This is a genomic window from Legionella rubrilucens (genome assembly GCF_001468125.1).
In the GTDB taxonomy this organism is placed as follows: domain Bacteria; phylum Pseudomonadota; class Gammaproteobacteria; order Legionellales; family Legionellaceae; genus Legionella_C; species Legionella_C rubrilucens.
Genome location: NZ_LNYT01000020.1, coordinates 448,853 through 475,658, shown reverse-complemented (window position 1 = coordinate 475,658; position 26,806 = coordinate 448,853). Strand labels below are relative to the sequence as shown.

Here is a 26,806-nt window from a genome sequence, read left to right as displayed (position 1 = left end):
CTATCGTAAGTAAGGGGCAATGTTTCTTAAAATGCGCTGCTCGACCGGTTCGTCGTGAGTTGGAAAGGCAAACGGCTTTCCGGTAATCATTTCATACAATTGAATATACCGTTCGGATAATTGTTCAACCAACGCCTGGGGCGCCTGCGGCAGCTCTTTGTCGTGATATGGATCGCAGTGTTTGGCAAACCATAACCTTAAAAATTCTTTATCGATGTTCTCCGGCTCAAGGCCTGCCGCCAGCCGCTCCTGATAAGACGACGCCAGCCAGTAACGGCTGGAATCGGGGGTATGGATTTCATCGACAACCAGCACATTGCCTGCGTCATCGACGCCAAACTCGTATTTGGTGTCGACCAGAATCAATCCATGCTGAGCCGCCAATTCCACACCGCGTTGATATAACTTCAGCGCCAGCGCACTGGCTTTTAACCAGTGCGCTTCCGTCATCCAGCCTTCTGCAATGATCTCATCCGGTGAAATGGGACGATCATGAATTTTTTCCTTGGTGGTCGGGGTGAGTACCGGCCGCTCCAGGGCTTGATTTTTCTTCAAGCCTTCAGGGATTGTAATGCCGCAATACTGACGGACGCCTTTTTGATACTGGGTCCATAAGGACGTGTCCGTTGTCCCGGTAATGTAACCTCGTACCACAAATTCAATGGGAAAAACCTGGCATTTTTTTGCGACAACCACATTGGGATCCGGCACAGCAATCACATGATTGGGAACCAGACTGGCTGTTTGCTCAAACCACCATGCACTGGTGAGGTTCAACACCTGCCCCTTGCAGGGAATTAACGCCAGGGGCCGGTCAAATGCGGTCAGGCGATCGGTGGTAATGAGTAGAATATGTTCACCCAGGTCATAGGCATCCCGGACTTTGCCCTGGGTGCGGTGATTAATGGGCAAATGGGTCTTATCGAGAAGAAACGGCCACTGGGCGCGAATTTCATCCTGATAACGGGGCGTCGTAGCGATAGCATTCATGAGCGTATGGATTCCCTATCATGTTGGTGGAAAGAATTCTATCAATCAGCGTGGTGACATCGGCTTCATCACTCTCAAATTGCCAGACAATGCCGTGATGAACCGTTTTCACTGCCTCAAAACCGTAATGGTCAACCAAGGTTTGCCGCATGTCCTGACCGTGGACATCGTCTTTGGCTCGAACTAAATAGGACAGCGCCCTGGTCTTATGAATTGCGTCAGCAGGCATTTCCTGTTCCTTTCGATCGCAAAACAAAACACCAGCCTGTTTAATTGCCTGCATCATCCCGGAGTCAGGACCAACCAGCTCCCAGTGCACATAACGATGGACACGCACCGGAAAACCCATCGCCTGCAGGGTTTTCTGCACGGTCATGGCCTGGTTGTCCGTGATGGTTAACTTCACCAGGCATTGGTGAGCCTGAGCTGTCTGACGATAAGCCGCATCAGGTCGTGAAACCGTCCTGGCAGGGCAATCGGCTGAACCGGAAGAGCGAATGCCTGTTTCAATGTAGTCGCGCATGGAGGTCAACAGTTTATCGCCATTCACCGTACGTTCCGGGTGCGGCATCATCGCCAACACGTTACCGGCGGCATTGCTGACTGCGGCTAAATTGTTGACGGAGCCATTAGGGTTTACCGGGAAATGATCGACAATCCGGCCTTCGGCATCGCAATATTGGAACAGATTCAGTCCCCGGGTGATGAGCTGCTGCAATAAGCCATCCGGCATGACAAAACGTCCCTGGGCATGCGCAACGGGAAGCTGAAGCCTGTCGTTGGCATTCAGATGACGGGTAAAGGCATTGGCTTGATGACCTTCGCTCAGACGCAGGGTAACCCACGCGTTGTAGAAACCGGTACCGAGAATTCGGCCCTGGCGAATACGCCGGTTTTCAGTCAATGCCATTTGCCCCTCGGCATCAACCAACCCGGGTACCAGCCCGGCCTCGACGAGGATCTGCGCCCCGTTACAGATACCCAGAATGGGTTTACCGAGGCGGCTTTGCTGTTTGATTTCCTGCATGATGGGCTGAAGCGCTGCGATAATACCGGCACGGGAACGATCTTCATAAGAAAAACCACCCACCAGAATAAAGCCGTCCAATGCCCGCAAGGTCTCAGGCGGTTCATTCCATAACACGTCAACCGGATTCATGCCTGCCCGTTTTACCGCCATTGCGGTCTCACGCTCGCAATTGGAACCGGGAAAGAGCAGCAATCCAATCCGTATCATAGTAAGGTCACCTGTTGCTGGCTGCGAACGACCTTGCCAATTTCATAGACAGGCAGGGAGTAGGATTTCTGCAGGACTTCCCTGACCGCGTTCAAGTCCTCAGGCGAAAGAATTAAAACCAGGCCAGCACCCATGTTAAAGGTGCGGAACATTTGCTCATCATCCAAACGGCTTAACTGCTTCATGACATCAAAAACTGGCAAATGAGGGATGCGTTTTTTTTCAATTTCCACCCCGCAACCCGGCGGCAGGATACGCGGAATATTTTCCAATAAACCGCCGCCAGTGATGTGGGCCATGCCTTTGATGGTGAGGCCTTGCGCTAAAATACGGTGAACGGGTTGCGTGTAATTAAGATGAGGCGTTAACAATTCTTCGCCAATGGTGCGTCCCAAATCGTGATGATAACTGTCGACATCGAGCCCCAGAACACCAAAAAACAGTTTGCGTGCCAGCGAGTAACCATTGGTATGCAGCCCACTGGAAGGGAAGGTCACCACCGTGTCGCCTTCACAGATGGTTTTTCCGGTAATCGCCTTGTGTTTGTCAACCACGCCGGTAATCACACCGACTAAGTCAAACTCCCCGGGCAGGTAGGTACCCGGCATTTCAGCGGTTTCACCACCCACCAGTGAAATCTGATTTTCCCGACAGGCAACGACCATGCCGCTCACGATTTGTTCAATAATGACTGGGTCGAGTTTATCATTGGCAACGTAATCAAGCAGGGTCAGGGGTTTGGCGCCAAGGACAATGATGTCATTGGTGGTGGCACTGACTAAATCCATGCCGATGGTATCAAATTTTTGCATCCGTTTCGCCACCATCATTTTCGTGCCGACACCGTCAATGCTTTGCACCATGACCGGATGTTCATACTCCTCCAGTAAGGGTTTTAAATCAAACATCGAGGCAAAATGACCAATTCCGGTCAATACGCGCGGTGAAAAGGTGCTCTCCACGGCCGCTTTGATACTGCGCACAGCCCTGTTACCGGCCTCGACATCCACACCAGCCGCTTTGTAATCAATGCTTGTCACAACAGTCTCCTTCGCGTAAACCGTTTTCCCAGGCCTTGCGAGCCAGGTGTAAGGATAAATGAATGGCTGAATGCACTGTCAGTGTCGAAGAAGCCGTTGTCTCGCCGATAGCGACACAGGGAACAGCACTTTCTTTAAATAATTGTTCAATTGAATAGGCGTGCTGCGGCGGTACCTCCAGAATAAAGCCGCCCTCTTCCGCGAATAACCAAGGGACTAATGCGGAGGCCGCAGGCGGTGTAATATCGACGCCCAGGTTGTTTTTAAACGCCATTTCGGCCACAGCTACCGCGAGGCCGCCGCGGGTGATGGCATGGGCGGCAAGAACCAACTGACCCTGAATCGCTTCATAAACAGCCTGTAATTCGGCCTGCAAAACAGCAAGATTCGGCTGAGGGAGGTCTGTAGCTGAATATTGATGAAGGGCATCATACACACTGCCGCCCCCCTGTTGACGCCGCTCGCCGATGAGGTACAGTACAGAACCTTGTTGTTTTAAATCGCAGGTCAATGCCCTTGTGTAATCGGGCATACGACCTAAACAACTGATCATAGGGCCTGGAGGAATAGCGCCTGCGGAAGACTCGTTATAAAGGGACACATTGCCTGAGATAATGGGTAAACTCGCCCCCGTATCAAGCATGTTCACCGCACCCGCCGCATCAGCTATGCCTTTGACGGCCTCCACAAACTCCCCCATCTGTTCCGGTTTTTCAGGATTGCCGAAACACAGGCAATCGGTGAGCGCACAGGGCCAGGCACCTGTCGCGACCACCTTACGCACAGCGTCAGTGACTGCATTGACAGCGCCCCAATAGGCGCTGATTTTATTGAACCTGGGATTTTGTCCTACCGCCAGAGCAATGCCGGTTTTTTGAATTTCTTCCGGGTATTTGTCTTCATTGAAAGGGGCCATCACACCCGCATCAGCGCATCCCCGTTCCAGAACAGTGCGCCCCTGCACCTGTTTATCGTACATTTCGTAAATGGGGGCTCTTGAAGCAATGGTTTCATGCGCGAGCAAACGGAGCAGAACCTCGGTTAAATCGTCACTGGAAGGCCTGTTCGCCTCGGAAAAATGGCATGGACGGCTGACGTAGGGTCTATCGTATAAAATCCCCTGAGTAATGTCTCTCGAGCAGGCATCGACCAGATTCTTGCCCTGATAACGCACCAGGTAGCGATCATCCCGACGCAAACGGCCGATGACCGTAGCCCTGGCGCCATCACAGATTTCCGGCAGAGCAAAGCGTTCGTTGTAATGACTCAGCAAATCGGGGAGAAGGCTTTTGGGCACGACCCACATGAAACGTTCCTGGGTTTCCGAACACAGGATGACCGCGGGGGGGAGATTAGCCATGCTGGTGGGCACCGTTTCCAAATCAATTTCAGCGCCATATCCGCCGGCTTCGGCCAGTTCCACGCTGGCACAGGCAATGCCGCCCGCGCCTAAATCCTTAAATCCGACGCGATCAATCAGGTTGCGCTCACGCAACCAGGCAAAGAATGCATAATTGGCTTTCAGCAGGTGACGCTGCAGGAATGCATTCGGTTCCTGTACTGCGCCCTTGTTTTCTTCTTCCCGTTCGCTGTCCAGATTGGATGAGGCAAACGCTGCGCCGCCAAAACCGCTGTTGTCTGTCGGTTTGCCGACCAGGACAAAATGATAGTCATCCGCATTGGGCGGTGCATAGGAATGAATCACCTGATCTTCGCGGACAACACCCAGGGTCACGACGGTTACCAGGCAATTTTCATTATACCCTTCATCGTAATCGACATCGCCTGCCAGATTGGGGATACCCAACGGGTTGGCATAGCCTGCAATGCCGCGTACAACCCCCTGTTCCAGCCAACGGGTTTTAGGCCGATGACGCTGGCCAAATCGCAGACTGTCAGCGACCGCAATCACTTCGGCTCCCATACAGCACACATCACGAACATTGCCGCCCACACCGGTCGCCGCGCCTTCATAAGGCACCAGTTGCGACGGATGATTGTGTGACTCATGGCTCATGACAATGCCGTAACGCCGTCCTTCCTTGTCGGCGGCTACAGCCACGATACCCGCATCTTCCTTAGGTCCAAGGATCACATGCGGCGCGTCGGTAATGAACTGTTTGAGGTGTTTTCTGCTGCTTTTGTAGGAGCAATGTTCGGAGCCCTGAATGGACCAGAGAACGCATTCGGCGTAGGTAGGAGGACGTTTTAACAGCTTATTCTGAATGGTCAGGGCTTCATCGACGGTAAGCCGCAGGTTGAACTCCTGAAGCCAGCAAGCCGCTTCATCCCTGGACAATTGAGAAAAGTCAACAAAATCCGGCGTTTTCAACACGTTGAGGACCTGGCCTTCAAGCTAAAACGAAGGGATACGATAATGATTTTTTCCCATAAAATCAAATGTTTTCTTTTACTTTCCCGGGCCCCTGTTGTTGACTTTCTGCCAAACATTGTATCCTTGCAGTTCCATCGCTGTTAACAGGAACTTTTGCAATGAAGACGCTGGCTGTTTTTTGTGGCGCAAGCCTGGGTCATTCAGCCGTCTATGCCGAACAGGCCAATGCGCTGGCGGATGCTCTGTTTGATAACAACATCACCTTAATCTATGGGGGTGCAACCGTTGGCCTCATGGGGATTCTGGCCAATCGCCTTCTGAACCAGGGAGGAAAAGTGATCGGAGTCATTCCCCAATCCCTGGTTGAAGTCGATATTGCTCATGAACGTTTAACCGAGCTCCACATCGTCCATTCCATGGCCGAAAGGAAACAATTAATCGCCAGTCTGGCCGAGGGTTTTCTCATGCTGCCCGGCGGTGCCGGTTCACTGGATGAATTTTTTGAAATGGTCGTTTCAGCGCAGCTCGGCCATCATCAAAAACCCTGTGGCTTATTGAATACCGCGGGTTATTATGATTTGCTTCTTCAGTTTCTGGATCACGCCGTCACTGAAGGTTTTTTTAACAGCCGCTGCCGTCACGGGATTCTTGTTGGTCAGTCACCTCTGGCTTTACTGGACAGGTTCATGCATTATCAATCGTCGGCCAGCCCGCGGTGGATGAAAGAACCGGCCTGACAGGCAGCATTAATATTGTCTTAATCTAAAACTGCTACAATAAGGCGGTTTGTGTAACGAGTTGTATTTATGATTACCGTCAACATCTGGCTTTCGACCACCCAATTATTTAGTAAGCGCATCACCCACAGTTATTTCGGGCCTTTACTGGCTTCCCAGGATAACAATGAACACATCGGGCATGCCAATCTTCAGCTTGAAATCACTGAGAATTCAGCGCATTTTGCTTATTCTCAAACGGTTCTTGAACCCCTTAAAGGCCAAGCCACCTTAAAAACCATTGCCGTGCCGGTGGATGATAAAAAAGAGGGCCATGCCTCCCATAAACCTCAATGGGTGCGCTGCAATAGCTTTATTCTAAGCTTCTGGCCTGAAGAACGCCCCAAATTGTTAAAAGAAGCCGCACACCTGTTTTTCAAACTAACTGACAGCAAGCCCCGGATTAAAGGGATTAAACCGGAATTTAAAACCCATACTGAAGACATGCTGCTTGAAGAGACCGCAGCTCAACCTGTCACTATCAAACATCCTACATTACACTACCGAAAGGACAACGCGATCAGCCTGCTGCAGCAGAAATTAAAGCGGGAACTCACCGAATTCGCCGACCTGCATGCCATGCTCCCACTCAGCCAGCTCAAACTGGAAGAAAACCGTGAGCAACAAAAAAAGCTGCTTCAGCAAAAGCAGACCCTGGATCTTAATCATAAACAGGAGATGCAGCAACTGCAGTATGAGTTGCAAAAAAACCGAAAAGCGCAACAAAAGACTCAGACGCAATTAACCAGGAAAAAAACCGTCCATCGTTATCTGTATAACCTTGAACAACGGGATGACCAATCCATGGCGCAGTTTCTGGCATTAAACAAGGAAATCAATAAACTGACCAAGCAACAGCAGCGGCTTGTTCACAAAGAAGAAGGGCTGTTGCGCACTCAGAAAAAGTTGGAGAAACATTACCGGTGCGATAGTCAAAACCTGGATAAGCAATTGTTGCAACGTCAGCAGGAAGAGAATGAGTTGAAGAAACAGCTTGATGACGCCGTCCTTCGCCTCAATGGCCGTAATGAGAACGATATAAAAATCTTGCGCGCCCAATACATTGATCTCAGCCTGCGCGAAAATCAATTCATCAGGGCGGAATCGCAGGTCACCACCGGCCGCCACCCGGATCTGACCCTTTATTTACCTGCAGCAGATTCAGTCACCATTGGCCTTGATGAAAGGAAAATCATGCAGGCCATGAAAGAGGAAAAAGAACAAACCTACTCGTTCATTGTCAATAATTGCGCAAGCAGCGTCAAACGCTGTTTATTGGCCGGCATTGATGACGCGTTAAAAAAGCAATTGCAGGAGCAGGGACTTGAACCTGACTTTTTCAGGGTGAAAAAAATTGAAACCTGTCAAAGCCTGAAAAAATGGACAAAAACGCTGGAACGTCACCTCATCGAGCTCAATGCCGCAACGCATCGCTTCGACACCACCCCGGCCATAAACCTGTAAATTCCGTGGATTTGCCCACGCAGGAAGCTTAGGCAAATCCAACTTTAAAGGTTTTTTAAATCCTGTCGAAATAAGGTTATCAAGAAAAAGAAAAAGTGACTCCACCATGTCCATTCTCAACTCGGAAGTTTTGAAAAGCCATGTGAACCGCTATTCGCTGCTTGGCTTGCTGATTTCGATGGGAAGTATTTTAACCGCAACACTGATCGTCGCATATCAAATCACAGGCAGCATCACCCTCGAGAGCATTGTCTTAGCCCAAACCACCAATCCAGCCATTTGGGCCCTTGATCTCACCCCCTTTATGTTTGCTTACTGGGGGCAATCCTTCTGCTATGGTCTTGTGCACAAGGCTGAAACCATCCTTCGTGATAAAACCCGGGAATTAACCAGCAAAAAAGATGATCTTGAAATCAAACTCAAATACGAAAGCACCCACGACAGCCTGACTAACCTGCCAAATTACAAGCTGTTTGTGGAAAGGATCAAACAGGCCATTACTCAAATTGAACAGGAAAACCAGGAAAGCCGGGCGGCTGTTTTTGTGTTAAGTATCAGTGACTTCAAAGAAATCAGCTACAGTTTCGGTACATTTCACTCCAACAGTTTTCTTAAACAGTTTGCCGAAAAATTAAAAAGCCTGTTGATTGAACCCTTTATGCTCGAAGCCTACATGGGCATGAATGTGATCGCCCGTTTACGGAATGATGAATTTGCCATTCTCCTGCCGCGCTTAAGTCCCAATCAGGATATCGATGAGCTGCTGCATCGGATTCAGGAATACACCTCCGTCAATTTCATGATTGAAGGCATTAACATGAACATCATGACCACCATCGGCGCCGCCCTTTACCCTACCCACGGCACCAAGGCCGAAACGCTGATGATGCATGCCACGGACAGCATTTATTTTGCTAAAAAAGAAGGCAAACCTTATGCGATCTATCACAAAGACATACAGGAAAGAACCACCATTAATCGGGAAATGCTGGATGAATTTGAACAAATCATGGATGCTGAACAGGCTGTTATCCAGCTCCAGCCTCATCTTGAACTGGCCACTGGAAAAATAGTAGGCGTCGAAGGCTCAGTTAAACTGGATTTGGCCGATTGGGCAATTTTAAATGAAGAAAAACTCTTCCAATTAATGAACGATACCCGCTATGCCAAAAAAGTCACCTTTTTCTCGTTAAAAACATTGATCAAACAATTATCCCTCTGGCACAAAGAAGGCCATACGATCTACGGCGAAGTCGACCTGTCGATCATGGACATTGGCGATCCGGAACTGGTAACGATGATTAAGGATTTGCTGACGGCCCACCAGCTTGACGGAAAATACCTGAAATTGGCCTTAACTGAAAAGGCATGCCTGAGTGATCAGGCCCGTGCTTTGCACACCCTGATGCCGCTGACGCAGATGGGCATTCAAATTGCCATTAAGGATTTTTCCACGGGCTACACCTCTTTTGTTTACCTGACCAATTTTCCCATACGCGAAGTCAAAATTGATCGCTCCTTTGTTATAAAAATGGTCCAGGATGAAAAGAAAACACGCATTGTTCATACCATCATTCAGATGGCAGCAGCCCTTGAACTGAACGTCATGGCCTGTGGGATTCCCGACGAAGCGACGGTTGAAAAATTAATCCGCGTGGGCTGCCGATATGGCCAGGGAGGGTATTTCGGGTCACCGGCCAGTGTTGAAGAAATCACTGAAAAATTAAACAAAAAGTAACATTTAACTCTAGACTTAAGGTAAAGCCATTATTCAGGGAGAATTCGATGGACTATAAACAATTAACGGATGACAATGGGCAAATCTATTACGAAGTTAAAACCACGGACTTCGCCCTGATAACCAACCCCATCCTGAATAAAGGCTCCGGTTTCAGCAACCAGGAACGGGTGGATTTCAAATTATTCGGTCTCTTGCCCCCTGAGGAAAGCAACCTCGCCCAACAGCGCGCCCGCTCGTATGAAGCCTTTAAAAGCAAAACCAGTGAATTGGAAAAATACATCTACATGCGGGATCTTCAGGACTCGAACGAAACACTGTTTTATAGTTTACTTTGTGAACACATCACTGAAATCATGCCCATTGTCTACACACCGGTCGTGGGTTCGGCCTGTCAACGATTCAGTCATATTTATCGACGTCCGCGCGGCTTGTTCATTTCCTATCCGAACCGCGACAAAATCGACATGATTCTTGCCAATCCTCGCTTTGATAATGTCAAAGCCATCGTTGTCTCGGATGGCGAACGCATCCTGGGTCTTGGGGATCAGGGCGCAGGCGGAATGGGCATTCCCATCGGCAAGCTGGCCCTGTATTGTGCCTGCGCAGGCATTCATCCTGCGTCCACCTTACCCGTGTTACTGGACACCGGAACAAACAACAGCGATTTGCTGCAGGATCCCCTGTACATGGGCTGGCGGCATGAACGGGTCCGTGATCAGGAATACGATGACTTTGTTGATCGTTTTGTTCAGGCCTTGAAAAAACGCTTTCCCCATATTCTACTGCAATGGGAGGATTTTGCCCTGCAAAACGCGACCCGTTTGCTCAATACTTACCGCGATCAGCTGTGCACCTTCAATGACGACATTCAGGGGACAGCCGCCGTCGCCACAGGCACCTTGTTTGCCGCCGTTCAGGTAACCGGTATTCGCCTAAGCGAACAACGCATTGTCATTGTGGGCGCCGGATCTGCCGGTTGCGGCATTGCCGAACTGATTGTGCACGCCATGGTGGAAGACGGCATTTCGGAAGCGCAAGCGCGTTCTCAGATTTACATGATTGACCGAAACGGGTTACTGCTTGAAGGCATGACCGGCCTTCTGCCCTTCCAACAGCAACTGTTAAAATCCCGCGCCGCCATTTCCGGCTGGCAATGTGAAAACAATGCTGAAATCAGCTTAAAAGACGTCATTCGCAACTTGCATCCCAATGCCCTGCTCGGCGTTTCCGGCCAACCCAATCTGTTTACTGAAGAGTTGGTTCGGGAAATGGCCGCTCATGTGGAGCGTCCGATTATTATGCCGCTCTCCAACCCGATTTCACGCAGTGAAGCGGTTCCTCAGGATTTAATCCAATGGACTGACGATCGCGCCGTGATTGGCACAGGCAGCCCTTTTGGCGTAATCAAACGCCGCGGTCAGGATTTCCGTATCGATCAGACCAACAATGTCTATATTTTTCCAGGCATGGGCCTTGGCTTGATCGCCGTTCAGGCAAGACGGGTCACGGACAAAATGTTCATGGCCGCCGCCAGAGCCTTGGCCGGTTGCTCGCCAGCCCTGCAAAACCCGAATGCCAACCTGTTGCCCCCGCTTGACGACGTGCGGGAAGTGTCCTACCAGGTTGCTCTGGCTGTGGCTAAAGAGGCAGTCAAAAGTGAATTGGCTGATTATAAAACAGAGACCGACATTGAAAAACTCATTCGCGCTCACATCTGGGAACCGGTGTATGTACCCTACCGCAAACCTTATTAAAGGCTAGCGCGAAGCAATCGCACGCAGGGTATTCTGGCGAAGCAGATCGGCAAAATCATCGGCCTTCAGGGGCTCGGCAAAATAATAGCCCTGCCCCTGATCACAGCCGAGATTTTTAAGCAGTTGCAATTGTTCCTTGTTTTCAACCCCTTCGGCAATCACTTTCAACTTCAACCCATGCCCCATGGCAATAATCGCCTCGACGATGGACGCATCATTGCTGTCCTTGGTGCAATCACGAACAAAGCATTGGTCAATCTTAAGCTTGTTTACCGGGAATTTTTTCAGGTAATTCAAGCTGGAATACCCGGTACCAAAATCATCAATGACAAAATCAATACCAATGGAATCCAGTTTCAGTAACAGGGAAATGATTTTCTTGGTGTTGTCCATGAGCGTGCTCTCAGTCAATTCGATTTCGAGATAACCCGGGTCCATTCTGGATTGTTTAAGGATATCCTCCAGCGTATCGATAAACCCCTCGCGCTTGACCTGCACGCCGGACACGTTCACGGCGATGCGGATAGGTGGCAGCCCCATTTTTTGCCAGGCGGCATTCTGCAGGCAGGCCGTCCTAATCCCCCATTCGCCCAGGGGAACAATTAATCCGCATTCTTCGGCGGCAATAATAAAATCATTGGGTAACAGGAGGCCGAAATCGGGGTGCTGCCAGCGCATCAGGGCCTCCACGGCACAGATTTCGCCGGTTTCAATATGGATAATCGGTTGATAAAGCATGAAAAATTCTTTGTTTTTTATTGCATTGCGAATCTGGCTTTGAATTTCGAGTTTCTTCTGCGATTGGTAATTGATTTCTTCATCGTACAACTGGTAATTATTTCTCCCCTGACGCTTGGCAAAGTACATGGCCATGTCCGCGTTTTTCAGCAGTGTCGTGGCATCCTTGCCGTGATGAGGGTAAGTGCTGATGCCAATGCTCGTGGTGACAACGATGTCATGGCCACTGAGTTTAATCGGCTGCGTCACTTTATTGAGAATATGATCAGCAAGCACGGTGATGTCTTCCCTGCGGCTGTTCATGAACAAGATTACAAATTCATCGCCGCCAAAGCGGGATACTGTATCGCTTTTACGCACACACTCCTTTAAACGGGCAGCAACCTCCTGCAACAATTGATCGCCGGCATTATGACCCAGTGAGTCATTGATGATTTTAAAATTATCCACATCAAGGAATAACAGTGTTAAATGATTTTGAAAACGTTGCGCGTAAACGATACCCTGTTCAATGCGATCATAGAGCAGCGTGCGGTTCGGGAGGCTAGTCAGGAGGTCATGGTTAGCCTGATAGGCCAGTTGATGCTCCATCTGTTTTCGCTCACTGATGTCACGATACTGCCAGATATGCCCGGCCTTGCCTTTGTCCGTGCCATGCGGCTTGACATAGAGCTCAAAAAATTTACCGTCCTTGCAGGTCAACTCATCAATCCACTCATGCGCTGACTGCTCATGAAAATGCTGCATTTTTCGGGCATGGGCGTCCGGGTTTTCCAGTTTGGATAAAATATGCTGGCTGACATCCTGGTAAGTGTAGCCCGTGATGACGTTCTGAGGGATTTCCCACATGTCGAGAAAAGTCTGGTTAAAATACTCAATATGGCCATGATTATCGACCACCAGCACACCAAATTCGCTCGATTCAAGGCTGGCACGCAGGATATCAAAGGATTTTTCCAGTGCATTAGTACGCTCCGCCACCTTTTTTTCCAGAAGCTGGTTATTAAAACCCAAATCAATGTTGGTTAAACGCAATTCCAGCGAGGACACCACCAGTGAATTCAAGTAGTGAGAGGACCCAAGCATCACGAAAATATAAAGAAACACGCAATAGCCGAGAAGAATATTATCCCCGCCCTGGGCAAAAAGCCAAAACGCATAGGGTAGAACAGCCGGTAACAGGAAAGCAATGTACACGGAGCGAATGGGGGAATAATACGAACTGGCCGAGGCCGTAATACCCAACAGCACGATCACCACGAAATTCTGTTGAAACACACTGTCAACCGGAATGAAAACGCCGGCGGCAAATCCCCAGCCAAGGCTTGAAATCAATACCCCAATCACAAACAGAGTAAGCCAGGCTTTCTGGCTCCGTGCTTCGTAATGGTGCCGGTAACGCCAGACAATGTAACCCCGCCAGGTGGCCGATGCAATGAACATGTAAAGCAGCCAACCGATCAACACCCGTTGGTCAAAGACAGTCCATAAAGCAACACAAATGGAGGTAACCGCCAGGCATTCTCCGAACAAGGCCACGGGGATTTGATCATAAAGCAACTTGACCTGCGCTCTCAGAATATTCTTGGGCACGATAGACTAACCTTCTGTACGTAAGCCAGATGATTAAAAGCTGCTCTTTTTTCCATAACGTCCTGTCGAGTTGCCGTAATAAACCCTTTTATTCTTATTAGTATAGACGCAGGCCAACCTTGTTTTGAAACTTTTTACTCAAAGCCAGGCTGTAAAGCCCGGCAACTCTTTCTATACTAATAGTAAAGAAATCAGGATGATTTTCTCTATGATTAAACAATTAGAACAAGCACTTAGCCAAGCCCTTTACGGAAAAGAAGAGGTGATTCGGTTGGGGATAAGCTGCCTGCTTGCCAATGGGCATTTGCTTCTTGAAGACATACCGGGCATGGGCAAAACCACATTCAGCCATGCCCTGGCCCACTTTACCGGCATGCAATACCGCCGCATTCAGTTTACCAGCGACCTGTTGCCCAGTGATTTAATCGGTGTGTCCATTTTTGACGCAACGACGCAGCAGTTTCGCTTCCATGCCGGCCCGATTTTTTCACAACTCATCCTTGCCGATGAAGTGAATCGTGCAACGCCACGAACCCAGAGCGCTCTGCTTGAAGCCATGGAGGAACGCCAGGTAACCACGGAAAATGGCACGCACCCCCTGCCGGAACCTTTTTTTGTGATTGCCACCCAAAATCCATCCCATCAGACCGGGACCTATTTTCTGCCGGAATCCCAGCTGGATCGTTTCCTGATGTGCTTAAGCATCGGCTACCCTCCTCCTGAGGCCGAACGGCAACTGCTGAAACTGCCAGAAAATGGTAAAATTTTTGAACAGCCGCCAGTCAGTAGCATTGAACAGCTTCTGACCTGGCAGCAACAAAGCCTTCAAGTGCACGTCGCCGACACCGTGTTGGACTACATCCAGAACATTCTGGCCGCCAGCCGCCATCAGGGCTGGTTTAATCATGGTTTAAGCCCGCGAGCGGGCATGGCGCTTGTACGGGCGGCTAAAGCCTATGCCCGAACCGAGGAGCGCGATTTTGTGCGCCCTGACGATGTGCAGGCGGTGATGCCGGCTGTGGTCAATCATCGCCTGGTGATTAAACAGGCCCACATTCAGCATTCCCCAGCCGAAATGTTGCTTAATCAGGTTGAGGTTCCACTTTGAACACGTTCATGACCGAGCGCATCAAACAGTATTGGTTTCAATGGGCAAGACGTCGCAATGCCCCCGGCGAGCCGCAACGATTGGAAAACGCCAATCTCTACATTTTACCTTCCGGTTTTGGCTGGGCCTATGGGGCCGTGCTGTTGACCTTGTTTCTTTGTGCCATCAACTACCAAATCAGCGCCATTTTTTTATTTACGTTTTTTTTAGCGATTATCGGCATGATCAGTGCCTGGGCCACCCATGCCAACCTGAAAGGATTGACCATTACCAGCTCGGAGATTGTCGATGTCCCCAGAGGCTCACCTGTGGCCGTGCGGCTGCTGGTTAAAAGCGCACATGGACAACGCTTCAGTTTGCACTGCGCCATACCGCCTCAGACACACCAAACCATCGATTGCCTGCCTGAAGAGGGGAAGGAATTAACACTTTATCTGCCAGGCGAAAGGCGCGGTTGTTTTACACTGCCGCCCATCCAGTTCCATAGTGTTTTTCCTTTTGGTCTCTTCCGCACCTGGGGGTATGTTTTTTTTGACAAAACCTATTCTGTTTACCCCGAGCCCGTGTCACCCGGTTTCTGGCCAAAAGCAGCCTCCAGCGAGGAGGGTAGTCATAAAATAAGCCAGACGGGCATTGAGGATCTGGAAAATTTAAGGCCCGTGGGTAATCCCTGGGTTCAGGTTAATCGCATCGCCTGGAAGATTGCCGCTCGAGGCCAGGGTTGGTATCTTAAAACAATGAGCAATCCGGAAGGCCGGCTTTGGTTGTTTAAACTCGATGACATGCCGGCCATGGACATTGAACAGAAATTACAGCATCTCAGTTATTGGCTAATTGAGGCTGAGCAGCAGGGTTTGGTGTATGGGCTTGAATTAAGGGGGATTCGCACCGCCTTCTCCCAGGGTGCCAATCATTTAAAACAGTGCTTACGCCAACTGGCAGCTTACTGATGGATTTAACCACGCACACCCCCACACTGCGTCTGGCCCTGTTGGTGATGATGTTCTGTTATTTGCCGCATGGAATGAACATGCCGGTATTGCTGTCGCTGATTATTTTAAGTGCAATCGGCTACCGCCTGCTGGTGAGTTATTATCCCGTGCCGTTGCCGTCAAGCGGAATAAGACTCGGTTTGATTGCACTATGCCTGGCCTTGTTATTCTGGCAATACGGTACCCTGTGGTCAGGGCAATTTTTTATTGGCTTCCTGCTGCTTTTTGTGGCTTTAAAAAGTCTGGAACTGCAAAACCTGCGCGATTTACGCGTCATCATTCTCTGTAACTTCTATTTAATCCTGACTAACCTCATCATTTACCAGGAGTTATGGATTTTTATTTACCTTCTCCTCGCTGTGTTGGCCAATCTGTTGTTGATGCTTAAACTCTTTGCTCCTGAAACCCCCTGGGCCCTGGGCGGCAGACTGGTTATCAGACACCTGTTGCTAGCCATTCCCATTACGCTGTTGGTTTTCTATCTTTTTCCGCGATTAACCAATCCCCTCTGGCAGGTACCCTCCCTGTCACGAGGTCAATTGGGATTTAATGAAGAACTGACCCTTGACAAAATGAATGAGCTTTTTAATGATGATTCAATCGTTATGCGGGTGACGTTTAAACCGACTTTTTTGCCCACACTCTACTGGCGCGGCATTGTGCTGAGTCACTACGATGGCTGGCGCTGGACTGCCCTCCAACGGGACAGCACCTATTTTCCGCCCCTTGAAAAAATCCCGCAGGGACAGACAGCCGACTATCAGATCCTGCTTGAGCCGCACCAGAAAAAATGGCTTTTTTACCAGGATTACCCTTATGCTGCCAATCCCAACCTGCTGTATGCTCCAGGACTTGGGCTGGTGCAGCCAGGGGATCGCGACGTGTATCAGCGGTTTGCCTATGCCGTCGTTGAAAAAAGACCCTTTTATCTGCCCATTTCTGCCAGAGACAGGCAATTAAACACGTATTTACCGTCTGCCAACAATCCGCGACTGCGCGCCTTTGCGAAGCAGCAATTCACCGCCGTTCAGGGAGATACGGAGGCATTTATCAATCAATTGAAGCAGTACATTCACAACGAACCTTTCTGGTACAGTCTGTCGGTTAACAACCCCAGGCGCTTCCATCAGATGGATTATTTCTGGTTTGAACAGCGCAGGGGGTACTGTGAATACTACGCCAGTTCGGTGGCCTTTATCCTGCGGGCGGTGGGGATCCCTGCCCGGGTGGTGGTGGGTTATCATGGCGGACAATGGAATCCCATGTCCCACTACCTGACCGTGCGGCAGAATGATGCACACGCCTGGATTGAATACTGGCAGGAGGGTAAAGGATGGCGGCGTCTGGATCCGACACTCTACATTGCCCCCGAGCGGATTGACCGGGCCATCCGTGACAAACAGGGGAACGCGCTCGCCTCGCAGTGGTCCCAGGGAGGATCGCTCCCCTGGCTTGCGCAGACTGGGCTGTTTCTCGAATCCCTGCAATTTTTTTGGGAGCGGTGGCTGCTTTTTTATAATTACGATAACCAGCGAGCTTTCTTAAAGGAGCTGGGCCTCAACCATTGGGACGGTCAAACCCTGCTCAAGGCGTCTATTGCGGCCCTGCTCGCCTTTTTATTGATCGGCAGCCTGATTTATCAATGGCAGCAGCACCGGTACCACGATCCCCTGTCGCGTGAATACGCAAGATTAAAAAAACGCTTTAAAGCCCTGGGTGTTGATGTCGCCCCACCCGCGACGTTAAATGATCAATTACGGACATTGGGGCAGCAGTTTCCCGCCTTAAGGATCAAACTCAGCCAGTATTATCGCGAATATGAATTGCTGCGATTAAAGCCTTTCACCGACAGAACCAGGGGATATCAGAAAACGCTCCAGTGGTTAAAATCCTTATCGGCTTACCTGAAGCGGGTTAAAAAACCCAACCGGACTCCAGGGAATCGCTAGTTTGGTCACCCAGGTCGCTGAGCTTTGAAGGCTCAGACGCTTCCTCGATGTCGAGAGACTTTACAGAAGGAGCAGCCCCTTTTTTGCCATCGACTGGCGCCTTGGAAGGATTTACAAGCACAAAAGCATCCTTCTCTTCCTTACTGGTTGTTTCAATTCCATTTTTCTTAAACACTTCGTTGACATTGCTGGCATTCGGAAGTTTCGAATCCTGGACGGGCTTTTGGATTGCTTCTTTTTTGGGAAGTTTTTTTTCCACGGTATCAACCAGTTTATTCAGTAATAATCGGCCAGCCTGAACAATGACAGCGCCCAGCGTTAATGTCCCGGCCGCCGCCGTCCCTGTCGTCAGCGACACGCCGATCAAACCAAACAACTGCACCAGAGGGTAAGCCAGCGCATTAAAAGCAGGGGCAGCGGCAGGGCCGGCTGCCATGAGGATTGGCACAACAACAGGCGCGGCAAAGTAAACCAGAGCCGCATAAACGGTTAATGAAACAACAGCGCTTAAAATACCCAGCGCGGGATGAATACGCCAGGCCTCTTTAAAACTGGTAACAGGAGACGTGACTGTGCGAATCGCAAAATACAAGCCTTTGAACAGTCCCTGCAGGCCAATGGTGCTTAATAACAGGCCGCTACGAAAAAACTGCGTCGCCGGATGGGTCGGAGCCCAGTTTATCAGACTGTTTTTAAGAAAACTGAACGACTCCGATATGCCATTGGCTAATAGTTCCGGCAGCTTGATCACGTTGATTAAGGGATTCAAAATAAAACCCAGCGTGAGGAAGTACACCACTTTACGGAAAGTGCCTTTTTGGGAAGGCCAACCCATAAAATAATGGCCAAAATGCAGGGGTTCACGCTCTTCTTCGATTTTATCCGGCAGGTAGGTGTCAAGCCAGGCTTTCTTCATGAATGCCAAAAAGCGGTTCGTAGCCTGCGATTCATAAGGGGTTTGCTTGAGCGCCTCACTGCTTTCATGGACGGGATTGCGGAGTTTGTCCAGTAAGGCGTCAACCGTCACACGCTTGCCTTGCATGATGAGGTGTTTTAACACCAACAGTTGCGCCGCATGATGATAACCGCAGGAAACCCCGTCATAAAACGATTGGGTGCCTAAGGCGAAATGAACTGCCGGCCTGTTGATGTCCTCCCCATCAGACAGAGTAAAGGACGACGTGGGTCTTGGCGACAAAGAATTCCATAAAGCAGGAAACAGCCGACGCCAGCTGAACGTCTGATCAATGAGTTTATCCGAAAAAAATTTTTCCCGATCGCTTGCCTTAGGATCAAAAAAATGAATATCCCCATTGGGCGGCACATACATGCTAACAATGTGGCGTTCGGTTACGCCGTTGCCGACGACACCGGCGAGAACATGAAAACGGTGCTGTCGAGTTTGGAACTCGGGAATGCGCTGTCGGAAGCCCGTGAGTACACTGCCAATATCCTGTTGATTAGGGATCAAATGGATGGGCGTCAAAATAACGAGAAGCTGGTTGTCGTCATCGATTGTTTCTATGCAATATTTGAATGATTGATTCAGGTCATCGCCCGCAGCAACTTGTGTATGAGAGAAATTTTTCTCTAATATACGTTCCGTAGCGCCATTACCTAAACCCTTATAACCCGCCATGACCAATACCCGCAACACCCTTTAGGCGTTTAGAATAACAAAGACAGATTAAGGAAGAATTAATAGCCAGTGATTGATTAAAAATAAATAGTTGATGACTGCAGCGCATGATTCGACCCTCCCGACAGCACCATTGGCGTCGCTTCGCCCTCCTGAGAGGGCGGTGAGTCGAGGTTAGGGATTACAGCAGGCAGTCTTGCCTAGCGCGGGGGGTATTTATCCGCCGTGGGAGTTGCCGCGATAAAATCGATGTCATGTGCCAGGGGTCTGCGATTGGCGCGAAAATAGGTGATGGGTGAATGCGCCAACAAATCAGACAACTTCGCCATGTAAATGCAGGCAAAACGATCCACCTGGTAGGCAAAATAGCTTTCCTCAGCACCCGCACGGAAAACCCGATCCCATTTGGGATTGTAGTATTGATGCTGCTCCTGCAGAAGTTTCGCCAGCTCCGCATCAATGGCGGTTAATTTTTTCTGTAACTCATTGATGTCTTCATCAAAGGCTTTGGAGTGCTCATCAATGCGTTGGGTACAGAGCTCCACATACTGCTGCTCCAGCGTTTTTTTAACAGTCATGGCTTCACCGATTTTTAGCGTGGTCGGCAAAGCGTTGGCCTGAGCCTCAATTTCATCGCCCAATTCTTCGACTACCAACGCCGTACGCCAGTTACAATCTTTCTTCAAACGAACAATATCGCCATAAATATGGTCGCCGATGTAAAGAATTTCATCGCCCTTCAAGTTAAGATCATGGGTGAATTTATTAGCACAGCCGCCTTGATAAATTCCAGGGACAATCGGCCCATTCAAATTGGTCATGCTGCCGTCTGCCGCATTAATGTGTAAAAAACGGAGGTTGTCATAAAAAAACCGCGGTTTATTCGCCAGAGTAATCACAAACTCAAACAAACTGGTCCAGTCTTTCCCCTCGTCGAGAAAGGGATTAATGGCGTAATCAAGCATCAGTTTGGTGTAGAAATAATCGGAATTGGTCAGTACAAAAATCTTTTTACCATGGCGGATATACCATTGAAGTCCCTCCACCACGTCCTTGTCCTTGATGACGTACTCATTAAGGTTTTCACTGATCGCTTTTTTAAGGCTGCCATCGGCATGCGCCATGTCAACGTATTTCAGCACATCCATGGCAATGTCATGATAACTTGGCAACTGATTGGGGTATTCATCCTTGTAATCAACCAACTGACTGTACAACACAGCGAAAGCAATCGAAAAGGAGGTATCGATAGCCTTGTAATTGGCATCGCTTAAATCCACATAGATACTGCGGTAAATTTCCTGCTGCTCAGCATAGCTGATGGGACGGGTGCCATGATAACTCTGGCGAATGGCCGCATACCGGCTCAGTTTAAGCAGGTTGCCATTTTTGCTGTCAATCACCAGACCTCGAATGGCATCATCGAAATTAAACCGAAACGTTCGGATAGCTGCAGGATAATGGTTGTGGCTGATTAATTTTTCCACAACCAGTGTGTAAACCAGCGTTTCAAGTTTTTTGGTGTTGTAACGGAGCAAGGTATGGTCCATATCCAGACCAATGTACTTGATTTTCTTCATATTCAAAATGCGGTTTACAAACACTTTTTGATTCATCAGCTTTCCTCAACCTCCCGTTTATCCGGGATATTAGTCATGAATGGACAAAGACTGGGCAACGTCAACAAGGCTTCCTTTTCCTGACGCGACAGCGTCTTGATAAAACGCTCAAGCTTTAGGGCGGCGGATTTGTCAAAGACTTGCCAATGAGCAGCAATTTCGACTGGTTTAAAACTGCGGGTGTATTTGCATTTTCCTGCCAGATGGGCCTGGTAGCGACGCTCAAGATGAGTCGTGTAGCCCGTATAAAGACTGCCATTTTCACAGCGAAGCATATACACCGTATACGCCGTCATCTACCTCATCCTGTCTTCTCCTGTTTTCTCGGGCTTAGGTTACACCAAAGCCCTTTAGAATTCATCTTTTATCGCCTTCAACACGGGTGGAGGGCACAAAAAAATCGATTACCGCCTGACTCCACGCCGCTGGCTTTTCAAGATTCGCCAAATGACCTGCTTCTTCAATTACCACAAGCCTGCTCTGCCGGGTGATGGTCTGCATGGTCCGGCTTTGCTCAGGTGAAATCAAGGTATCCTCCGCGCCGGTTATGAAAAGCACCGGTAAGTCCGTTTCAGCCAAAAGCCGGGTTGAATCGTCTCGTACCGCCATGCCGCGTAATGCCGAGGCCAAGGCCTCGGGTGGCTGCGCCGATAAGACATTGTGGAGCCACATGCGCAATGCCGTCGAGGCATGAGTTGATAATGCCTTGGGCAAAAACCCCTCGATAAAGGCTTTGTTTCCATGCTGCAGGATGTCCTGAGCGGCCTGTTCTCTTTTTTCCTGCATGGGTACAGTATCCGCAACCGCCTGTGTGTCCGATAAGATCAAACCCGCCGTCTTAAGCGGGTATTTTTTCAAAAAAGCCAAAGCGACATAGCCTCCCATGGATTCTCCGGCAAGAATGGCTTTTTTAATCCGCAGGTGTTGAAGCAGCAAGGCCACCTCATCCGCATACTCACTCATACTGACGGCTTCGCCACTGACGGATTGGGATTGACCAAACCCCCACAGATCAAGACTAATGACACGAAAGTGGCTGGCTAAGGATTGTTGCGGAATCCATAAACGTTTATCCGTTGGAAATGCATGAATAAAAACCAGAGCCGGGCCTTTCCCTGTGTCGGTATATGCGATTGGAGGAGAAGCCTGCGCCGTCAGTGTGCCCAAAAAAATCAATAAACAGGCTAAACGCCGTACCCTGCTTTCCATGATGTGAACCTCCTTGTGAAAGAATCCTATCATAGCGGGTTTTCGATACGGAACAATGAAAAAAAATACCCATTGATAACCTCTGTTAATAATCAGCTAAGCAAAGTATGGTATTTTATGTACATACCATGGGCAAATTTGGAACATCAGACATGCCATTAACTGAACAGCAGGCTCTGGAGTTACGGCAAGCGGTAGCCAGTATTCAATTTGAAGATAAAATAAACGATGCACAGTTTCGCTGGATAAGATTAATGGCACCCAGCGCAGTCCCCCTGTTGCCGCCATCCAATGATAAACCGGAACACCTTAAGGCAGTATTAACCGGACTTCAGAACCGCCTGATTGATGTACGCAAAGCGCATCTGAATACCAAATCCGTGGAAATCAAGTTTAAACAAAACTCGGCCTTTGGCAAAAAAACCATCCGTGTTTTCGATCCCAATCGACAAAAGAATTTTAATAGCGATGTCTCTGATATTTTCGCCCGGGGCATTGATTCGGCCAATGCGGTAATTGAAATATTAAAGCACGCGATTCCTCTTAGACTTCGAAACAGCCAGGGCGCCCTGCAATTACTGACTGAGCATCCTGATCAAAAGGCGATAGACGCTCTGATGACGCTTATTTTCCACTTCAAAAATCAAATGGCCAATCATGGAGCTGATTTGGAAGGTGAAAAACAAATTGCCGCCGCCATGAAAGAATTAAAGCGGTTTAATGCAGCCTTAGCTTCGCTGCTTGTGGAATACAATGTGGTTACGAAACGCAGCCATGCTGAAAAAGCCATTGGCTTAGTCCGTGATTTTGTCTGGAAACGGGATCTTTGCATTGCGCATTGCAGTATAGAAAGAAAAGCGCAAGGTTCTTCTCATACCATGCTTCGCTACGCCGAACCGATGACCTTTGGCCCCTCCGAATTCCGCATAAGGGGAGGCGATAGCCGATTGGATTTATGGCAAACAAAAGATCGGATGTGGCTTCACGATTTTGCCGAGAAGCTGGGTTTGAACCACGACAACATGGCCGGCAGCTGGTTTAAGAAATTCCTTGATGACAACAAGGAACAGCTTGCTTCCCTGTCTTCCACGCCCATGACGCGTTTTACCCCCAATCCAGCCAATGCCTTTGATTGCACCGACTTTATTGTCGATGGCAATAATCGCCTGGTGCACATGGGACACCATGTACGCATGGCCATTACCGACCCACTCGAAATAAAAAATCCCATCGAGCGCCAGAAACTGACCGATTTCAATCACCTGCAGCTTTTCAGTAGAGTTCGCCTGGCACAGGAAGTCACGACCTTTATGGACAATTGGGGGTGTTTATTCCAGGATGCTGACAATCGTTCCATCCCTTTAACTATTCTTCATCAGACATTAATCGGCGATGAAGTCACATTATCCCCTGATCAAACCAAAGCCGTCAGTGGTTTTGACGGCAGTGTCATCGATGCGAAACAGGAAGCCAATGAGGCGGTTCGTACCATGTTGTCGAAAAGCCTGATTCTTTGTAAGAGAGAAAAACCCCATCAGGTTTTGATCTTAAACAAATCGTTAATCAAGCAGACAGACAACGGAATTGAGGTATACGAGGGCCCATCGGGTCAGCGGGGAAAATTGCTTACTACCTACCCGTATGATCAATACCGGGAAGTCAAGATCAGTCTTTTGGAAACCAACAATTGCGTGAACATGTGGCATTCGCGTGCCCGGATTCGCAATAAGGATGTCAATCACGCCCGCCAATTGATTAATAATGCTGTCGTGCTTTTTGAACAGTGCAACCAGCAACTGAACAATGACAACCTAAGCATTATTATCGATTTCCTAAAGTCACGCGACCATTCGCTGCTTACACCTCATAAACACCGGGGAGAAAAAGTCAAGACGGCAGTTCGTCAATTCAGCACTTACCTGCGAAACAACCCTCTGCCCGGCGATCTCAGCGAGCTTAACTGTGAGACGCTTAATTTAAGCCTGCAAGCCGCAGTTGAATTAAAGTGCACCGTGCATGAAACCTGGTTTGGCTCCATGCGTCGTGTGATTTCCAATTTTACCCGCGACGTTCGCGACACCGTTCCGGTGATTGGTCATCTAATCAATTGGACCACGCGTTTTGTCTTATGGACGCTTGCCACAGTATTCACTATTCTCGCTTTTCCGCTTAACGCCCCCTCCTACATCAAGCATTTAGCCGACAGAAAAGAGATTGCCAAAGCCAACTATGAGGGGCTGCTGGCTGAAAGCATCGGCACGTTGATGGGCGGCTGCATGAGTGCCGCCGATCGTGCCGGTGAAATTGACGAACAACGTGCCGCATTGCGCCGGCAGTTCGCCGACACAGGGGTATTGCTGGGTTATAATGACTCCCCAGAGGACAAACTGGCGTTTTTTAAAACCTATGGCAGTACACGCACCAAACACGATAACGTTGAAATGGCCACTGGCACCGCCGTTACCAGTGATGCAGAGACACGCGGTTTCAATCCGCTATTGTACGTGGCGAAATTTCTCGCCGCCATTCACCTGATTTCCCCTGACGCGGTTAATCTCATGACCGTTGGCTTAATGTCATCCCGCGTTGAAACGCCAGAAGAACGAGCCGCCAATGAACAGATGTCAGGGTTGAGAAAAACAGGCTATGACGGAAAAGTAAGATCCAGCACTCAGTACCTGGAATCCAAAGGAAAATCAGCTTCCCAGTCAAGCGCTGATCCCGAAATACCGAGCAGGAAAGCTGACAAAGCACAGAATCCTGTCCCTGAAGTGGGCGACCTGGACAAGAATCCAACCTACTCCGACAAATCTACCTTTGGGTATTAATCGCCAGCTATTGCCATGCAACCGGCGATAGCCAAAATCAGTTTTTAGTCCATACCCAACGAATCAACCGGCGGTGCTGAAGGGGCGTATTGACCCTGCACGGGGAGGGCGAAAAACTGCTCTGAATTGGCGGCAAACGGCATATCCATGGCTTGTATCTGGCCCGCTTTGTTGTGATAGAAGGCGGCTGTTTCAGCATGCAAGCTTATTTTGCCTTTGATTTCATTGATGCTTAAATAGCTCCTGTTAACCTCCTCCTCCAGATCAGGAATTTTTTTCTCCTTAAGTTCACTGATTTCCTTTGCCTGATCCTGGAAGGTTTGGGTGTTTTGCCTCATTTCGCTGGCTTTTTCTGTAAGTTGCCTCTGGCTTGCATTATTCATTAGCGTATAAACCAGGACTGTAATGAGCAAACCCACCAATACCAGCGCGGCTGCTCCGCCCGGTATAAACAGCAGGGGCCATAAGCCGGCAGCGACAGGCAGCGTTGTCAATGGCAAGGCGAAAGGAATGCCAATGCCAAGAGCCGCAGCGAAGAAAGCAAACGTTGAGGCAACAAGGGTTCGACGACGCACCGGTTCCCGCCGTGCAACCTGAGCACGTAAGTCCTCATTCTCTGCCGCCAATTGCTCATTTCGTTTCAGCAATTGCGGGTTGGATTGCAAAAGACTCTGCAGGCGGTTTCTGGCATTTGCCAATGCCTGCCTCAAGGTGTTGTAAAGCGACTCTGCTTGCTCAAGATTCATCCTCTCGTGCTTCTCTTTTTCTTTTTCGTGCAGGTAGGTCTTCATTGTCTCGGCAATGCACAGCAAAGGTTTTTGCTGCCCACCGAGTCGGCTGAGGTCGGCATCATAACGCAGGACATCAATGCAGCAGCGATAACTGATCTCAGTGGCTGTTTTTAAAAGGTCCTCTTTCTTTTGCTCCAGTTTTTTATTGCAAAACAGAATGTCCTTTTCCAGTTCCTTGCGTTTTTTTTCGGATAGCTGATTCATTGTGCCTTCATTGCGTGCTTTTGTCCGGGTTTCCCGGTCAACACTGCGCTGATGCCTCTCCTTTTGACGTCGAGGAATAATCTCTGTTAATTCAGTTCTGTTTTTGTCATAGGCTGCCTCTAATTGACTGAGGGTGGTTTTTGCGCTGAACACGTCAAGCTCCGCGTTGCGGCATTGACCTTCAAGATGACTACGCCGTGAGGTCAATGTCTGCCAGTCCTCAGCAGGGTAATGGCTTACAACGGCATGAGCATGATGATGAACAAGCGGCGTGTGATCGTGGTGATGGGTAGTCGCGGCATGCCCGTGATGATGCGCACCCGTCGAGTGGCCATGGCTGTGCTGAGCGCTTTCTTCCAGTTGACTTATCTGCCTGTTCAGCTCAAGCAGTTGATTACTTATTCCCTGATGACGTAAACGAAGGGTTTCAAGATGACTTTTTCCCTGGCTGATTTGTTTGTTCAAGTGGTTAAGCGTCTGGGATAAGGATTCAGCCAACGCCCTGTCCTTCGTGGCCTCAAGGTTATCCTTAACCTCTTCTATCCTGTCTTGTTCTTCCTGTTGTTTAAAGGAAGCCTGCGTGAGCAATTCCTTACTCTCGTTTTTATCTTTTTCACATTCAGTAATGAGCAGATGAGCTACCATCTGAATAACGGAATCTAAAGGTCTGACCTCAAGGCAATGGTTTCGCAATTGCTCATAACCGCATTGATCAACAGCAAGCTTTGTTTTTTCCCTGACCAGACCATGAATATCGAGAGTGGCTAACGGCATCGATCATCTCCTCATTTGAATGACC

Annotated in this window: 18 protein-coding genes; 8 read left to right on the top strand and 10 right to left on the bottom strand. The window is 49.2% G+C overall.

The genetic code is table 11. From position 1 onward, the window contains the following. From Lrub_RS09880 to purL, 4 genes are read right to left on the bottom strand one after another with little or no spacing between them, the layout of a single operon-like run. Positions 1 to 990, bottom strand: a complete 990-nt coding sequence (locus tag Lrub_RS09880; protein ID WP_058531941.1) for a phosphoribosylaminoimidazolesuccinocarboxamide synthase — start codon at positions 988 to 990, stop codon at positions 1 to 3. Next, positions 953 to 2,227: a phosphoribosylformylglycinamidine synthase I gene (gene purQ, locus Lrub_RS09875; protein ID WP_058531940.1), complete on the bottom strand. Its 1,275-nt coding sequence runs from the start codon at positions 2,225 to 2,227 to the stop codon at positions 953 to 955. The genes Lrub_RS09880 and purQ overlap by 38 nt, the downstream gene beginning before the upstream one ends. Next, the gene (gene purM / locus Lrub_RS09870) at positions 2,224 to 3,267 is read right to left on the bottom strand and encodes a phosphoribosylformylglycinamidine cyclo-ligase (RefSeq protein ID WP_058531939.1); all 1,044 of its coding nucleotides are present in this window, start codon (positions 3,265 to 3,267) and stop codon (positions 2,224 to 2,226) included. Before purM ends, purQ begins: the two co-directional genes overlap by 4 nt. After that, on the bottom strand, positions 3,254 to 5,602 hold the full coding sequence (purL, locus tag Lrub_RS09865) for a phosphoribosylformylglycinamidine synthase subunit PurL (RefSeq protein WP_058531938.1): 2,349 nt from the start codon (positions 5,600 to 5,602) through the stop codon (positions 3,254 to 3,256). The genes purM and purL overlap by 14 nt, the downstream gene beginning before the upstream one ends. Positions 5,603 to 5,760: 158 nt before the next feature. On the opposite strand from purL, the gene Lrub_RS09860 reads away from it, so the two are divergent. The 4 genes from Lrub_RS09860 (at position 5,761) to Lrub_RS09845 (ending at position 11,337) form a co-directional block, all read left to right on the top strand. Further along, a complete protein-coding gene (locus Lrub_RS09860) occupies positions 5,761 to 6,339 on the top strand; it encodes an LOG family protein (RefSeq protein WP_058531937.1) in 579 nt (192 codons plus the stop codon). Positions 6,340 to 6,408: 69 nt separating this feature from the next. Further along, a complete protein-coding gene (locus Lrub_RS09855; protein WP_058531936.1) occupies positions 6,409 to 7,842 on the top strand; it encodes a coiled-coil domain-containing protein in 1,434 nt (477 codons plus the stop codon). Between the two features lie 106 nt (positions 7,843 to 7,948). Continuing rightward, positions 7,949 to 9,580, top strand: a complete 1,632-nt coding sequence (locus Lrub_RS09850) for a bifunctional diguanylate cyclase/phosphodiesterase (protein ID WP_058531935.1) — start codon at positions 7,949 to 7,951, stop codon at positions 9,578 to 9,580. Between the two features lie 47 nt (positions 9,581 to 9,627). Then, positions 9,628 to 11,337 carry an NAD-dependent malic enzyme gene (locus Lrub_RS09845; protein WP_058531934.1) on the top strand — a complete coding sequence of 570 codons (1,710 nt, stop codon included), beginning with the start codon at positions 9,628 to 9,630 and terminating at the stop codon, positions 11,335 to 11,337. Between the two features lie 3 nt (positions 11,338 to 11,340). On the opposite strand, the gene Lrub_RS09840 is transcribed toward Lrub_RS09845, so the two are convergent. Further along, positions 11,341 to 13,668: a putative bifunctional diguanylate cyclase/phosphodiesterase gene (locus tag Lrub_RS09840; protein WP_237760795.1), complete on the bottom strand. Its 2,328-nt coding sequence runs from the start codon at positions 13,666 to 13,668 to the stop codon at positions 11,341 to 11,343. Between the two features lie 208 nt (positions 13,669 to 13,876). Between Lrub_RS09840 and Lrub_RS09835 the strand changes: the two genes are divergently transcribed. From Lrub_RS09835 to Lrub_RS09825, 3 genes are read left to right on the top strand one after another with little or no spacing between them, the layout of a single operon-like run. Continuing rightward, positions 13,877 to 14,776: an AAA family ATPase gene (locus Lrub_RS09835; protein ID WP_193392353.1), complete on the top strand. Its 900-nt coding sequence runs from the start codon at positions 13,877 to 13,879 to the stop codon at positions 14,774 to 14,776. Positions 14,777 to 14,784: 8 nt separating this feature from the next. Then, positions 14,785 to 15,726, top strand: a complete 942-nt coding sequence (locus Lrub_RS09830) for a DUF58 domain-containing protein (protein ID WP_058531932.1) — start codon at positions 14,785 to 14,787, stop codon at positions 15,724 to 15,726. Further along, the gene (locus Lrub_RS09825; RefSeq protein ID WP_058531931.1) at positions 15,726 to 17,717 is read left to right on the top strand and encodes a transglutaminase TgpA family protein; all 1,992 of its coding nucleotides are present in this window, start codon (positions 15,726 to 15,728) and stop codon (positions 17,715 to 17,717) included. Before Lrub_RS09830 ends, Lrub_RS09825 begins: the two co-directional genes overlap by 1 nt. Here the strand turns inward: Lrub_RS09825 and Lrub_RS09820 are convergent. The 4 genes from Lrub_RS09820 to Lrub_RS09805 form a co-directional block, all read right to left on the bottom strand. Further along, positions 17,683 to 19,356, bottom strand: a complete 1,674-nt coding sequence (locus tag Lrub_RS09820; RefSeq protein ID WP_058531930.1) for a hypothetical protein — start codon at positions 19,354 to 19,356, stop codon at positions 17,683 to 17,685. The two genes, Lrub_RS09825 and Lrub_RS09820, sit on opposite strands and share 35 nt — an antisense overlap. 200 nt (positions 19,357 to 19,556) lie before the next feature. Next, positions 19,557 to 20,972, bottom strand: a complete 1,416-nt coding sequence (locus Lrub_RS09815; RefSeq protein ID WP_058531929.1) for an HAD-IG family 5'-nucleotidase — start codon at positions 20,970 to 20,972, stop codon at positions 19,557 to 19,559. Beyond that, complete coding sequence (locus Lrub_RS09810; protein WP_058531928.1) at positions 20,972 to 21,271, bottom strand: GIY-YIG nuclease family protein; 300 nt, start codon at positions 21,269 to 21,271, stop codon at positions 20,972 to 20,974. Before Lrub_RS09810 ends, Lrub_RS09815 begins: the two co-directional genes overlap by 1 nt. A gap of 61 nt (positions 21,272 to 21,332) precedes the next feature. Beyond that, complete coding sequence (locus tag Lrub_RS09805; protein WP_058531927.1) at positions 21,333 to 22,184, bottom strand: alpha/beta fold hydrolase; 852 nt, start codon at positions 22,182 to 22,184, stop codon at positions 21,333 to 21,335. A gap of 152 nt (positions 22,185 to 22,336) precedes the next feature. On the opposite strand from Lrub_RS09805, the gene Lrub_RS09800 reads away from it, so the two are divergent. After that, positions 22,337 to 25,012, top strand: coding sequence for a hypothetical protein (locus tag Lrub_RS09800; protein ID WP_133134044.1), 2,676 nt, complete (start codon positions 22,337 to 22,339; stop codon positions 25,010 to 25,012). Positions 25,013 to 25,056: 44 nt separating this feature from the next. On the opposite strand, the gene Lrub_RS09795 is transcribed toward Lrub_RS09800, so the two are convergent. Further along, positions 25,057 to 26,781, bottom strand: a complete 1,725-nt coding sequence (locus Lrub_RS09795; protein WP_058531925.1) for a hypothetical protein — start codon at positions 26,779 to 26,781, stop codon at positions 25,057 to 25,059. Between the last annotated feature and the right edge of the window lie 25 nt (positions 26,782 to 26,806).